The organism is Bacillus sp. DC4300-2b2, assembly GCF_049895685.1.
GTDB lineage: Bacteria > Bacillota > Bacilli > Bacillales > Bacillaceae > Bacillus > Bacillus safensis.
Map to the genome: position 1 here is coordinate 138,669 of NZ_JAFCSW010000002.1, position 13,568 is coordinate 152,236.

General features: G+C 40.7%; 18 protein-coding genes. 6 read left to right on the forward strand and 12 right to left on the reverse strand.

Translation table 11 applies throughout. The features are described from left to right. Positions 1-56: 56 nt before the first annotated feature. The 5 genes from ACP69X_RS05640 to ACP69X_RS05660 all read right to left on the reverse strand — a co-directional run bounded on the left by ACP69X_RS05640 (position 57) and on the right by ACP69X_RS05660 (position 2,500). Positions 57-269, reverse strand: a complete 213-nt coding sequence (locus ACP69X_RS05640; RefSeq protein WP_003212415.1) for a hypothetical protein — start codon at positions 267-269, stop codon at positions 57-59. 78 nt (positions 270-347) lie between these two features. Next, positions 348-665 carry a YmzC family protein gene (locus ACP69X_RS05645; RefSeq protein WP_041084770.1) on the reverse strand — a complete coding sequence of 106 codons (318 nt, stop codon included), beginning with the start codon at positions 663-665 and terminating at the stop codon, positions 348-350. Positions 666-824: 159 nt separating this feature from the next. After that, positions 825-1,046 (reverse strand): RNA chaperone Hfq, encoded by a 222-nt coding sequence (gene hfq, locus ACP69X_RS05650; protein ID WP_024424088.1) that lies wholly within the window; start codon positions 1,044-1,046, stop codon positions 825-827. Between the two features lie 25 nt (positions 1,047-1,071). Then, the gene (gene miaA, locus ACP69X_RS05655) at positions 1,072-2,028 is read right to left on the reverse strand and encodes a tRNA (adenosine(37)-N6)-dimethylallyltransferase MiaA (protein WP_041084772.1); all 957 of its coding nucleotides are present in this window, start codon (positions 2,026-2,028) and stop codon (positions 1,072-1,074) included. A gap of 70 nt (positions 2,029-2,098) precedes the next feature. After that, positions 2,099-2,500, reverse strand: coding sequence for a YmaF family protein (locus ACP69X_RS05660; RefSeq protein ID WP_041084774.1), 402 nt, complete (start codon positions 2,498-2,500; stop codon positions 2,099-2,101). Between the two features lie 104 nt (positions 2,501-2,604). On the opposite strand from ACP69X_RS05660, the gene ACP69X_RS05665 reads away from it, so the two are divergent. The 3 genes from ACP69X_RS05665 (at position 2,605) to ACP69X_RS05675 (ending at position 3,862) form a co-directional block, all read left to right on the forward strand. Then, positions 2,605-2,856: a hypothetical protein gene (locus ACP69X_RS05665; protein ID WP_041084775.1), complete on the forward strand. Its 252-nt coding sequence runs from the start codon at positions 2,605-2,607 to the stop codon at positions 2,854-2,856. Positions 2,857-3,160: 304 nt separating this feature from the next. After that, positions 3,161-3,478, forward strand: a complete 318-nt coding sequence (locus ACP69X_RS05670) for a DMT family transporter (RefSeq protein ID WP_039178769.1) — start codon at positions 3,161-3,163, stop codon at positions 3,476-3,478. Positions 3,479-3,493: 15 nt separating this feature from the next. Continuing rightward, positions 3,494-3,862 carry a DMT family transporter gene (locus tag ACP69X_RS05675; RefSeq protein ID WP_073979732.1) on the forward strand — a complete coding sequence of 123 codons (369 nt, stop codon included), beginning with the start codon at positions 3,494-3,496 and terminating at the stop codon, positions 3,860-3,862. 46 nt (positions 3,863-3,908) lie between these two features. On the opposite strand, the gene ACP69X_RS05680 is transcribed toward ACP69X_RS05675, so the two are convergent. Then, the gene (locus ACP69X_RS05680; RefSeq protein ID WP_426052511.1) at positions 3,909-4,358 is read right to left on the reverse strand and encodes an OsmC family protein; all 450 of its coding nucleotides are present in this window, start codon (positions 4,356-4,358) and stop codon (positions 3,909-3,911) included. Between the two features lie 76 nt (positions 4,359-4,434). Next, positions 4,435-5,169: a poly-gamma-glutamate hydrolase family protein gene (locus ACP69X_RS05685; RefSeq protein ID WP_025093280.1), complete on the reverse strand. Its 735-nt coding sequence runs from the start codon at positions 5,167-5,169 to the stop codon at positions 4,435-4,437. Between the two features lie 584 nt (positions 5,170-5,753). On the opposite strand from ACP69X_RS05685, the gene ACP69X_RS05690 reads away from it, so the two are divergent. Continuing rightward, on the forward strand, positions 5,754-7,079 hold the full coding sequence (locus ACP69X_RS05690; protein ID WP_426052512.1) for a S8 family peptidase: 1,326 nt from the start codon (positions 5,754-5,756) through the stop codon (positions 7,077-7,079). Positions 7,080-7,199: 120 nt separating this feature from the next. On the opposite strand, the gene ACP69X_RS05695 is transcribed toward ACP69X_RS05690, so the two are convergent. The 4 genes from ACP69X_RS05695 to ACP69X_RS05710 all read right to left on the reverse strand — a co-directional run bounded on the left by ACP69X_RS05695 (position 7,200) and on the right by ACP69X_RS05710 (position 10,510). Further along, positions 7,200-8,318, reverse strand: coding sequence for a tetratricopeptide repeat protein (locus ACP69X_RS05695; protein ID WP_426052513.1), 1,119 nt, complete (start codon positions 8,316-8,318; stop codon positions 7,200-7,202). 162 nt (positions 8,319-8,480) lie between these two features. Next, a complete protein-coding gene (locus tag ACP69X_RS05700) occupies positions 8,481-9,230 on the reverse strand; it encodes a poly-gamma-glutamate hydrolase family protein (protein WP_041084779.1) in 750 nt (249 codons plus the stop codon). A 308-nt stretch (positions 9,231-9,538) separates the two neighbouring features. Then, positions 9,539-10,012 carry a CarD family transcriptional regulator gene (locus tag ACP69X_RS05705; protein WP_039178750.1) on the reverse strand — a complete coding sequence of 158 codons (474 nt, stop codon included), beginning with the start codon at positions 10,010-10,012 and terminating at the stop codon, positions 9,539-9,541. A 246-nt stretch (positions 10,013-10,258) separates the two neighbouring features. After that, positions 10,259-10,510 carry a hypothetical protein gene (locus tag ACP69X_RS05710; RefSeq protein ID WP_155761592.1) on the reverse strand — a complete coding sequence of 84 codons (252 nt, stop codon included), beginning with the start codon at positions 10,508-10,510 and terminating at the stop codon, positions 10,259-10,261. Between the two features lie 68 nt (positions 10,511-10,578). On the opposite strand from ACP69X_RS05710, the gene ACP69X_RS05715 reads away from it, so the two are divergent. Together ACP69X_RS05715 and bslA are read left to right on the forward strand one after the other, a co-directional pair. Continuing rightward, the gene (locus tag ACP69X_RS05715; RefSeq protein WP_073979729.1) at positions 10,579-10,983 is read left to right on the forward strand and encodes a hypothetical protein; all 405 of its coding nucleotides are present in this window, start codon (positions 10,579-10,581) and stop codon (positions 10,981-10,983) included. A 123-nt stretch (positions 10,984-11,106) separates the two neighbouring features. After that, positions 11,107-11,631: a biofilm surface layer hydrophobin BslA gene (bslA, locus tag ACP69X_RS05720; RefSeq protein ID WP_041084782.1), complete on the forward strand. Its 525-nt coding sequence runs from the start codon at positions 11,107-11,109 to the stop codon at positions 11,629-11,631. 35 nt (positions 11,632-11,666) lie between these two features. Here bslA and mutL read toward each other — a convergent pair whose 3' ends face one another. After that, positions 11,667-13,568: a DNA mismatch repair endonuclease MutL gene (gene mutL, locus ACP69X_RS05725; RefSeq protein ID WP_305960459.1), complete on the reverse strand. Its 1,902-nt coding sequence runs from the start codon at positions 13,566-13,568 to the stop codon at positions 11,667-11,669.

The window sequence follows — 13,568 nt, forward strand, 5'->3', positions numbered from 1 at the left end:
AACCGAAATCTATCATAACACGAAAAAAAATCGCTTAGTAGACTAGACTTTTTGTTTTATTTTTTGTAGGCATCGCACTGTAAATCTTCTGACACTTCTGTAATTTCCACTTCAACACCTAATTCTTTTAGCACCGCTTCAAGCGCAGAGACGATTGAAGCTTCTCTCACTAATTCTTTCCCATTTACAGAAACGCTTGTTCCATATTCGAAACAGGAATCGTCTTCACAAGTTTGTTCCCAATGATTAATTTTAATTTTATGTGTCATGAACTCATCCTTTTCTGCTAGATGTCTGATGCATGATTATAGTGTAGCGGCTTCACATTCATTTGTAAATTTACGTGCTTACTCTTCATCAAGGCCATCATCATATTCTTCGTCATCCCATTCATCTATGTATTTCGTTGTAACGAGAGTCAGTTCTCCCTTTTTTTCATCAAACCGGTACACATGTACTTGATCATCTTTCACAACAGCAAAGTGATTATTTTTTAGTGCAGCAGATGATGGTAAAACTCCATCTGCATTTTCATGAGAATGGTTATTCCAACTTTCTTGTCTCGTTTCAATGTTTGAGATAGCGCACGATCCAAACAAGACTACAATTCCAATCAATAGGAGGATCACTCTAATCCTTCTTAATTCAAGCTCTGCATTTTCCATATGAATCCCCTCACCCTTCTAATATCCAATAAGGAATTATACGGAAAATTGGCAGAAAAGTTTCATTGCATACAAAATAGCCCCTCTGCACTGACAAAAAACGTAGCGGGTTCGGCCGGTTTATTCGCAGAGGCATGGGGCTATTTAATACAACCTATCCTATTCTAATTCCAGATTTACATTCTTTTGAGGTGCAAATGTAGAAATGGCGTGTTTATAAATAAGCTGCTGCTTTCCTTCTGTTTCAAGCAGCACCGTGAAATTGTCAAATCCTTTCACTTGACCGCGAAGCTGAAAGCCATTCAGTAAGAATACTGTGACAAATGTATTGTCTTTGCGGATCTGATTCAAAAACTGCTCCTGAATATTAATCGGTTTCATGTTTCGTCCTCCTTGATTCTGATAACTACAGTTTCGCTTTAAGTCCAAGCTTTCCTGCTATATATGCGAAAATTTCCTCTTTTTTGTCTGAAAAGTGGCAAGGCGGTGTCATATCAAACCAAGTGACCGCCATTTTATTACGGAACCACGTGAACTGACGCTTCGCATATCTACGGGAATTTTGCTTTAATTGCTGGATGGCTTCATCAAGTGAGCAGTCACCTTGAAAATAGGCATACAGCTCTTTATAACCAATGGCTTGAACAGACTGACAATCCTTCAAGCCAGATTGATAAAGTGCTCTCACTTCTTCAATTAAGCCCTCATCTATCATCATATCAATTCTTTGATGAATGCGCTCGTACAAAAGCTCTCGATCCATTTTCAGCCCAATGAAGGCTGTATCATAAAGAGGAACTTCTTGATGCCCGTTTTGCATTTCCGACATTTTCTGACCTGTTGTATGGATCACTTCCAGCGCCCGGATCACGCGGCGGACGTTATTCGGATGAATAGCGTTTGCCGCATCAGGATCTACTGCCTTTAGCTTTTCGTGCAGCAAAATCGCGCCGTGCTGCTGTTCAAACAGCGCCATTTCTTCTCTAAAAGCAGGATCACTTTTCTCATCCGTAAATGTGTAATCATATAAAACAGATTGGATATAGAGGCCTGTTCCGCCGACAATCATTGGCGTTTTCCCTCTAGCGGCAATCTCTTTGATCTTCGAACGGACCAGCTGCTGAAATTCAGCTGTCGAGAAGGATTCGTCCGGCTGTTTAATATCAATTAAATGGTGCGGGATGCCACTCATTTCTTCGGGGGTAATTTTAGCTGTTCCGATGTCCATCCCTTTATAAATCTGCATAGAATCCCCGCTGATAATCTCTCCATCAAATGCTTTGGCTATATCAATGCTCAATTTGGTTTTGCCGACAGCCGTCGGCCCTACTAATACGATTACTGGCTGCTTCACTTTATTCATAACATCACTCTCTTTTACAAAACTGCCTACAGTATAGCATAACTTTTCTTACTCTCCTATATTCTGGCCATCACCAGCCAAGCGGTTCATTTCCAACCACTTCATACGTTTTTCCTTTTAAACGATGCTTATGTGTTGGCCGATTCTCATCTGGACTATAGACGACACCTCCATATGGGATGGGAACAGAATCGAGGTAGGCAGAATAGGTGACTTCCTCTATCTCGTGATAATGTGTTCCATCCACTCTAGGAATCGCAGGCCCTGTGATACCGTAATACCTGTGGAAATGCCCTCTTTCAAAGGAGGTGATCCCGCGGTAAAAATGAGTATGCCGGTCGGTACTGCTTCCATTCACAGGCTGAGAAATACCTTCTATTAAATGATAATGCCCCTCTGTTACATCCGTACGTGCTTTATATGCATGAGCATGCGGCGGACACTTTGCCCAATCAGATGGATACAGGCCCATTTCTAACATTCCTCCTTATATTAGGCGTTCACCCAAACATATGTAGGCAACCGGAATACACTGATGTCAGTTACAGTGATTTTATGAGAAAGGAGCCTTTTATTATGAATTATTTTGACGCACCTCCGTTTATTCAAGAAGACATGAGAAGACCTTTTGGTTTCGGATTTGGACGTCCTGGTTTTGGATTTGGGAGACCCGGATTTGGGTTTGGGAGACCTGGATTCTTTGGACCTCCATTTTTAGGTGGTTTTGCTGGAGGCTTGCTTGCTGGATCTCTGCTTGCGCCAGGATATGGTTATGGATACCCTTACCCGCCTCCATACCCGCCGTACGGACCATACCCTTGGTATTAAATATGACGTTTAAGTGAAAACATCCGTTCATAAAATGAATCGATTGACACACTCTTTTTTCATGGGTTAACATTTACTTTACCGACTGTTCAGTAAAGTAGGTGTTTTTTTTATGTCTAAAACCAAAAAAGAGCAAATTTTTGATGCAGCTGCCAGCACGATTTTAAAAGAAGGATTAAGCTAGCTCACCCTTCATGGCAGAGCATGCTGGTTTTCAGAAATATTTCAGCTTGACCCGCTGAAAAGAGAGGATAAAAACCCTTTTACTTCATCGGATTTGATACCTATTAGAGGAGGGATGATGATGATCCTCGGATATCTTTTTTTGGCAGTGGCCATTTTTTCTGAAGCCATTGGCGCCGCGATGTTAAAATTATCTAATGGTTTTACACGCTGGAAGCCAAGCGCTGTCGTTGTGGCTGGCTATTCACTTGCTTTTTATATGCTGTCATTGACACTGAACATTATTCCGCTTAGCATGTCTTATGCAACATGGTCTGGGGTTGGTACGGTCCTCACGGCTATTTTTGGCGTGCTGTTTTTCAAAGAAACCTTGAACCAAAAAGCAGTCATTGGCATGGCGATGCTTGTCTCAGGGGTCGTACTATTAAATATGTCATAAAGGATGTGGGAGATGATGAAAGGAATACTCTACTTAACAGGAGCCATTTTGACGGAGGTTTTTGGCAGTACAATGCTGAAGCTTTCTCAAGGCTTTTCGCAGCTGCTGCCGAGTATCGGGGTACTGATCGGATTTGGATGCGCCTTTACTTTCCTGAGCTTGGCACTTAAAACCATCGAGCTCTCGTCTGCCTATGCAACCTGGTCTGGCGTTGGAACAGCTCTTACTGCTCTTGTAGGACTTGTACTGTTTAACGAAACGATCAGCACGAAAGGCTTCATCGGCCTTGCACTTGTCATCTGCGGCGTGATTGTCTTAAATCAGTCCAAGAAGCAAAAGAACGAAACCAGAGCACAACTCGATCAAACCGAATGGACGTCATAAAAAAAGTCATTTTCTCCATATTTCAAGAGAAAATGACTTTTTTGTTTTAATGGCCGACTTGTATGGTTTCTTCTAAGGAAATGTTCACATTCCCCTGAACAGCTCTTGAAATCATACATGAGCTTTCGGCTTTATGCGCAAGCTTTCGGGCCAGCTCAATATCATGTGTGGAAGCGGACTCTTTGAGGGTGATGACAGGTCGATGAATGATTTCCTCATAAGTAAACACACCATTTGTCACATCTACGACGGCTTCAGAGCTCATCGATAGATCCTCTTTCTCTAATTGACTCCGCTCCATCATGGCTGCAAGTGTAATGATATAACAGGTAGCCGCTGCACCTAAGAGCATCTCATCTGGATTGGTTCCAATACCTGGACCGTCCATTTCCTTTGGAATCGAAATCTTTGTTTTTAATTGTTCACATGCGATTGTACCCACATCGTTACGCAGACCGGGCCAGCTTGCCTGAAGATGAAAATGATGACGCGCCATATCCGTCTCTCCTTTTGTTATCACTGTTCATAGTGTAACAAGAATTCCCGTGCTTGTCTTAACATGTGCACAGCCCTTATGTATATTCTTCATCCAGCACTGTCCGAATCGCCCTGACATAACGATAGAATGTCTCGTTTTTTGTACTTGACCGCCTCCGAAAATCGAAACTGTCAAATAAAGCTTCACGCTGACTTCTACTAATCTCAAGCTGCACACTTTGCCCTGTTTTTGTAAGATTATTAATATTATGATTGCTTGTCCCGCTCAGGGTTGCGTGTGCGACAGCTAGTTCAGCAGAAAACCCGTTCCGCTCTAATGAGCTCACAATTTTCTCTGCACGGTCGTAATCTGTTCCGCCAACGAGAGTATGGTCAATTCCTTCCTCGCCTTTGTATCCATGCACTGCTAAGATGTAATCATGTGCTTTTGCCTGCGCGACGCCGATTGGCTCATCAAAGTTTGTACTTGTAATATGAAGTTCTGATGCATTCTCTCTTAGACCTTCAAATAAATACGTCGAAAAATCGTTGTCAAAAAAATGGACGATCTCGCTCACGCCGCCTTCAATCCTCCCGCCATGAGGTGACATCACAAGAAGGCGGCTGCCCGGCACTGGGTTGGCTGTAATGTTGTAGCTGCTTGTTGATTCGTTTTCTTCCAGTTCTTTAAAATTTCGATAAATATCATTTGAACCGCTTTCGTCTTCCCCACCTGATGACACTGGCTCATCATGTTCCTGTGCTTGCATGGTATAATAAACGCCCCATCCGATCGCAAGCAGGAGAAGCAAAGCAAAAAACTTCTTCATTCCCGTTCTCCTTTAACAGATTTCTAAGCCGTTTCTATGATTTATATTGAATCATCATTTCTTATCATTTTTTCCACATTTTCTCTTCACGTTTGATCATAACACTCTAGATCATGAGATTCCTCAAAAATAAGATAATTGCATTTATATACACAGAAACGCCTCTCCTCTTTGAAAACAGAGTTAGAATAGTATGACAAACAAATGACGTTATGTTTAATATGACCTAGTCCTATCCAGTCTGTTTTCTTTAATTCGGCTTTTTTTGATAAGGATTTGATTTTTTCCATCTGTCACGCATCACATTTATATGAGCATTGACCCTGTCCACAACCCTCCTTTTTCTGCAAAATCCTTTGTTTCACTGGTTCTCTCAGAAGAACTCTCCCACCTATCATCGGCAGATTCTACATGATTTCCACCTTTTTCTATTATTTTACAAAATGTAAGCGCTTTTCTTTTTTAAAAGGCATAGGCAAGCCGCCAATATAAAGAAAAGGAGGGACAAGAATCCGAACCAAGCTGTTCTCAATCACATAACGTAAGAGTGTACGAGAATGGATAGCTGGAATGGAGGGCATCACATGTTTGGATTTTCTATGGTGCAAATGGTCAGAACACATGCTAGTAAACTAGATCAGCCTTTAAGGGAGACCGTTCTTCAACTTTATAAACCTTTTAAATGGACGCCATGCTTTCTTCATCGTTTTTTCGAAGGCAGGCTGAAGAAGAAAAAGAAGCTTCGTGTAATCATTGAATTTAAGGAAGGTGCAGCCGAGGCAGGGATTCAAAGCACAAAACAGTTAATGAAAAAAAGCAGAAAAACAAATATAAAACGACATTTCTCACATATCAATTGCTGCGCTGCTGATTTAACGCCTGCTGCTTTAGAGGAGCTATTAGCAAACGGTGAGCATATTCGTAAAATTTATTTAGATCGGAAAGTTCATGCGCTGCTGGATGTAGCCACACAAGCAAGTCATGCTGATGAAGTCATCCGAAACGGGACAACTTTAACCGGGGAAGGCATTACGGTCGCTGTCATTGACACGGGAATTTATCCGCATGAAGATTTAGATGGAAGAATTCGAGATTTTGTGGATTTAGTCAAACAAAAAACAAAGCCTTATGATGATAATGGCCACGGTACTCATTGCGCGGGAGATGTCGCGGGAGATGGAGCCGCCTCAGACGGCTTATACAAAGGGCCTGCCCCAAAAACAAATCTGATTGGCGTGAAAGTGTTAAATAAGCAAGGCGCTGGATCACTTTCTACTATTATAGAAGGTGTTGAATGGTGCATGCAGTTCAACGAAGACAACCCTGATGATCCGATTCATATTATCAGTATGTCGCTAGGCGGAGCTGCGCAGCGTTATGATGACGAACAGGACGATCCAATGGTGCGTGCTGTCAATGCGGCTTGGGATCAAGGGATTGTTGTATGCGTCGCTGCCGGAAACTCTGGTCCTAACAGCCAGACAATTGCAAGCCCTGCTGTCAGTCAAAAAGTTATTACGGTCGGAGCCTATGATGACAGGAATACACCAGAATCAAGTGACGATGTCGTGGCACCGTTTTCAAGCAGAGGACCTACTGTTTACGGGGAAGCAAAGCCTGATATCCTCGCACCAGGAGTAAACATCGTTTCTCTCAGATCACCAAGATCCTTTCTGGATAAACTCGATAAATCAAGCAGAGTCGATGATGACTATACAACGTTATCTGGCACATCGATGGCAACACCGATTTGTGCTGGTATTTGCGCTCTACTATTAGAGCATTCAACAGATTTAACGCCAGATGAAGTCAAAGCCCTGTTAAAAGAAAATACAAGCAAGTGGTCTGGGGATGATCCGATGATTTATGGAGCAGGTGCAATTGACGCAGAAAAAGCAATCAAAGAATAAAGAAAAAAGCCCTTTACGTTTATGCGTAAAGGGTGTTGTTTGTCTCATTTTTAAGTGTGAAGTCTTTCATCTACTTGAGCAGCTGACATGTTATGCTTCGTTCTCATACATCTCATCTCCTTATTGAATGTGCGTACGCGCTTCGATCACAATCTCAAAAAAAGTGGAGGATTCCTTGTACATGTCGCGTTCCTTATAATAATTAGCCGCATCAAGTGCTAATTCCTCTAAATCAGCAAACATTTTTTTATTTCTCAGACCAAAAAGGGCCGACCTCAATTGCTCACAGCCGTCTTTTTCTATATAGAGCGCCTGCAAAAATTGGAATTTCAATTGATAAATTTCATCTTCCAATACACAAGCCTCTTTCATTCCTTTAGATATGGCCTCGCCCGCCCGCTGAATATCTCCGAGTTTAAAACAAGTAAGGGCAAGTGAAAACAACGATTTGATCATCGTGGATGCTTGATCTTTCTGATAAAGTGAAATAGCTTGTTCAAAAAAGACAGTCGCTGTATGGTACGTTCCCATACTATAATGACAAGTGCCTAAGTTATTAAGAGCCATCGCTTTAAAGTAAGATGTGCATTCTTTTTGTTCCATCGCTTCACAGACTTTTAAAGCTTTTTCTAAATAAGGAAGCGCTTTTTGATACTGATTGACATCAATCCAATTACCTGCCATGACAAAATCACATTGAATGCTTCTTTTTCCATAAAGCTGATGTTTCTTATAGATGTCTCTCGCCTTTTTAGCATAGTGCATGGAGAAATAGGTTTGTTTCATATGATAGTATACTTCTGCGATTTTATAGTAGAATTCTGCTTTTTCGATCTCATCTGTCACTAAAATCAGTTGATGTTCGGCATGCTTGTAATATGAAATGGCCTCGATATATCGGCGCTGGATAAACGCGTACATTCCATGAAAAAAATGAAAATAATAGCCAAGTAAGCCTGTCATCTCATCTTCTGCATCGTCAATTTCTTTAGGAAAGGACACTGCTTGAAGCGTTTCACTCCCCGCATGGACTGGCGCTAAGTGCTGAAGCATCATTTGATGGCGAAAATCCATTAGAGAATAATATAGGAGTAAATCTTGATCCTCTTCCATATCATGAATTTCTTCTTCAACAAGGCGCTTCATGCCGTTTGCCTGTTCAACTTCAAATTTACAAATATGAGTGTACCATTGATTGATCTTTACACCTACTTCGGAAGATGGTATTTTGTGTGCCATCCACTTCAGCCCCATTCTATCATATCAAACTGATAACTATTATTTTACATAATTTATGTTTTTAAGGCAAATTGTAAGTTATTACATATTTTATGTTCAAATCGCATATTCCTATCTTTTTTACCAAGTTTAAATAGAGTACTTTTGCCCATCAAAACTTTTTTACGAAGACGGGTCGAATTCTCTTAGTACTTCTTTTAACGCATTAATATAGCGTCTGAATGCTTTTTTCTTTCCTTTTCTCGTCTCAAAATTGTCAAAAAAAGCTTCTCTTTGCGCTGTACTAATTTCGAGCTGAACGCTTTCACCACTCGCATTTCGATTATTTATATTTTTAGGATCTGTACCAGAAAGCCGTTCGCCTTTTTGTACCATTTCTGCGGAAAATCCCCGATCTTTTAGTTCTCGTACAACTGCTCTTTGCATTTTTTCATTTGTGCCGCCAACGAGCGTGTGTCTTTTATCACTTTTATAGCCGTGGATGGAAATTGAAAAAGGATACGTTTTAATCATTTGAACCAAAATGGGTTCATCAAAATTGGTACTCGTGATATGCAGGTCCCGGTTATTGTCTTGCTTTGTACCTTCAAACAAATACGTAGAGTACCTTTCTTGAAAGGCTTCTACAATTTCACTTGTTCCTGGTTCAATTTCACCTCCATGAGGAGAAAATACGAGTAAATCACTTCCGCCCTTTTCGTGAAATTCTATCTCATACCCTTCTCTTTCATATCGAATGAGCTGTTTAAAACTTTCATATTGATCACCTTTTTTTCGCTCTTTTTGATACTTTTCTACCTCTTGATAATGCTGCTTTTGCTCTTTTTTTTCTTGAACAGAATGGCTGCATTTCACCATTAAAAGAGTACACAAAATAAGAAAGATAAATCCACATATTAGTAACCTTTTCATTTCACCGCTCCTTTTTTCTCTTAGGTGCCATCTTACCGCAATATTTTACTATCAATGACTTAAAAAATTCAAAGGTTGTCCGGCTCATTTGAATGAATCAGGAGAACTTACCTGTTTTTAATGTCATCTAGGTATTTCTGAGGTCTTTGAATTTTTGTTGTGCTCTTAAAAACTAAACCGTATGACCTCATTTCAACTTTAGTTAAAATAACCTACAAAAATGGCAATATTATTCTTTTTCCAAACAAAAAAGCTGTAAACAAAAGGAGTTCCCCCTTCTATTTACAGCCAGTCTCTGTATATCATTATTACATTCTTAATTCATTCTCTAAAGCAGTCATCACTTCATCTTGCGACAGTCCCTGTGCAAGTGAAATCTCACTCACTAACATGCCTCTTGCATCTTCAAGCATCTTCTTTTCACTTGAATTTAATGCTTTCTTCTGATTTCGTCTCATTAGATCTTTGACAACATCTGCACCATCTTCGATCGCACCTGTTTTTAGCTTTTTCAGATTTTCATCATATCTTTGCTTCCAAGTAAGCGTGTCGTCGTTTGTTTCTTCTGCAAAATTGTTCATCACAACTTTCAGCGTTGCTTGATCTGCTACCGGACGTATACCTAGTTGATTGATTCTGCCTTTTGGGACCATCATCTGCATATTCGGCATTTGAATCAGAAAATATTCCTGCGTCTTACCTAAGATCTCTTTTTCTTCCATTCCTTCAATCACACCGGCTCCATGCATTGGATAAACAATTTTATCACCTATTTGAAACAAATCCGCCACCTCCGAAAGTATTCACAATCTCATTATAACACATTTCATCAGAGGATAAAAATTTATATTTTATCATGTTAATTTAGCACTAGTCAATTCTTTTTGTTTGAGTTTTTTTAGAAAAAAGCCTTTTTTTATAAAAGAAGCGAGAGCATCCAGTCCTCATGACTCTTTCTTGCATATACTAGCATTGAGTCACATTTAGGAGGGATGACAATGTGCAAATGCAAGTGCAAACATTCCCACTCAAACTGCTATAAAAAGCATGACGATCATTGCCATGAGGATCCATGTAAAGAAAAAAAGTTTTGTCATAAAAAAGATAAATGGTTTGAGAGCGATTTTTGGGATACTTCTCGAAGCTACGATCCCTGTTATTTTCCTAAAAGTGTCTGCAGCAGATGTAAAAAGCGTCGTAGAAGAAGACATAGCTATTAAGGCTTGACGCTTTACCTGCTTTTCCTTTTCCCGGCTGAAAAGCCGGTTTTTTTCTTTCATATGGATAGGCTCATGAAGCATATCTGTCTCATAGAATATGGCAACCTGACATAAAGGATGAGATATACATGAACGATATGAACAGCCAAATGAATCATTATCATCAAGAAAATCCCTATCACACATTTGAAAATGTGTATACAGCCAATCATGAGCATATGATCGCGCCAAACATGCATGATCATATGAATATGCCAAACCATTATCATAGCGGTAAAAAAGATGTGTATAATGCGCACCATCCGCATCATCATTCACCTTATTCAACGTTTCCAAATCAGCATGATTACTTTCCAAAGCATGTTCCAATGAAGGATCACCATCATTTAGGCCATTATGGTGGATATGGGATGATGCCACACCATCCATACGGTTACCAAGATATGCATATGATGATGCCAACAAACCAGCAAATGCAAAGCCATTTTTACGGAATGAATCAACCGAATGCGCTATTTCCCCGCTATTACTAAAGAATGACAAAATAAGGGTACATTATACCATTTAATACCATATGGTAATATGGTAACATTATAGGTAAATAATGGGTGTAATCATCTATTATTTACCTATATTCAACAAGGGGGAAGAAAAAAATGAAAAAAACATGGACGATTCTTATGATGGGGATGCTCACATTGGTTATGACGCTGTCAGTACCGCTGTCTGCATCTGCTGAAGGAGCAGGTAAAGCAACAACAAATGCAAAACCAGCTGCACTTTACGCAAAAATTACAGGAGCAAGTAAGCAGGAATGGTCTTTTTCTGACATTGAGCTGACATACAGCCCAAATTCTGTTCTAAGTCTTGGTGCGGTTGAGTTCACTCTGCCAAAGGGTTTCCAAGCAACAACGAAAGACATTATGAATGGTAAAGCATTAAAAGACAGCTACATTTTGAACAACGGACAGACCGTTCGTATTCCGCTCAGATTGGATTTGCTTGGAATTTCCAAATATACATTAAAGCTATCACATAAAGTACTCCCTGCTGCAGGTACATACACGTTCCGTGCAGAAAATCGAGCCATCAGCATCGGTTCCACATTTTATGCAGAAGATACGATTGATATTAATACACGGCCAGTTGTGGTCACACCGCCAGATCCTTGCGGATGCTAAATAAAAAAGCGCTCTGTTAAGAGCGCTTTTTTATATCACATCACCCGTTTAAACATTTTCTCCATTTCATAAGTGGAGTGATGAATAATGATTGGCCGGCCGTGTGGACAGGTGAATGGATCCTTCGTTGTCCGGAGTTCATCTAATAAGGCTTTGATTTCATCATGACGCAAATGACGATTTGCTTTGATTGAACCTTTGCAGCTCATCATAATCGCCGCTTCTTCTCTCAGTTTCTTGATATCAACACGCTTTTCATCAAGCACTTGCTCTATAATCTCTTCGATCAGTTCAGCCTCTTCACCTTTCGGAAACCACTGCGGATGCGAACGAACGATGTAGCTTCCTGAACCAAAGGGCTCTAAGAAGACCCCCACTTTCGCTAGAATATCCTTATGCTCTTCAATGATCAGCATATCGTTTTTCGAGTAGTGAAATGTTAAGGGGACGAGCATTTCTTGCACTTCCTGTTCGATCTCTCCCACTTTCTCGCGATAATACTCATACTTGATTCGCTCTTGAGCCGCATGCTGGTCAATGATATAAAGCCCTCGTTCATTTTGAGCCAAAATATATGTGCCGTGCATTTGCCCAATTGGATACATCACAGGAACGCGTTCGTTTTCAGGAATCGTCTCTGTCACATCTTCATACAGTACCGTCTCTTCATCTTCAAATGAAGCGGCGGATTCCTCTAAATGAATACGCTCAGATGATACTTCTTCATAAGATACTGGTGATGATGCCTCTGTCTTCTCTTGTTTAGGCATCCCGTATCCATCGGTATGACTTGTCTCGTATACGACCGACTCGTGCGGCTCCGGCTGATAGGTTAGCGGTATTTCCGCTGGGCTTGAGTTACCTTGTTTCGCATCAAAGGTTAAGGATTGCTGCTCATTTTTCACAGCTGGCATTTGTGCTTTTTTTGGTACTGAAGCACTTGGAATGAGCTGCTGCTTTTGAAATACTTCCTTAATTCCTTGTTTAATCAGCTCATGAAGTTCCTGTTCTTTACTTAGTCTCACTTCAAGCTTCGAAGGATGAACGTTCACATCTACTAAAATTGGATCCATCTTCATCTCAATAAATGTAATTGGATGACGGCCAATCGGAAGCAGCGTGTGATATCCTTCATGGATCGCTTTCACGAGCGGAAAATGTTTGACATATCGGCCGTTTACAACAGAAGACATATAATTCCGTGATGCCCTTGTCACTTCAGGTAACGAAATATATCCTTTCACTTCAAAATCAAGTGATTGTACGTGAAGCGGCAGCATTTTTTTAGCCACAGCTGTCCCGTAAATGGCCGCAAGTACATGACGCACATCTCCATTTCCATTCGTCTGGAGCAGGACTTTTCCTTGATGACGCAAACGGATCGATACTTCGGGATGAGCTAGCGCAATTCGATTGACCACATCCGATATATTACCAAGCTCCGTATGAACGGTTTTCATATATTTCAGGCGAGCTGGCGTATTGTAAAATAAGTTGGTGACCACAATCTCAGTGCCGCGGCGGCCAGAGGTTTTTTTCTCTGAAATGATTTTCCCGCCTTGCAAAGCTAGGTGTGTACCAGCTCCTTCGCCAGTACTCGTTTTCATTTCTAAATGAGAGACAGATGCAATACTTGGCAGTGCCTCTCCCCTGAACCCAAGGGTTCTGACACGGAACAGATCATTTTCGTCTTTGATTTTACTCGTTGCATGGCGCTGGAAGGCGAGCTTACAATCTTCAGCATCGATTCCAACACCATTATCAATAATCCTTATAGAAGAAAGACCTGCTTCTTCTACATCGATTTCAATCACTGTACTTTTTGCATCGATCGCATTTTCCACAAGCTCCTTTACAACAGAAGCTGGGCGCTCGACCACTTCACCTGCAGCAATTTTATTGGATAGGTCATCGGATAACTGAATAATCTTTGCCAT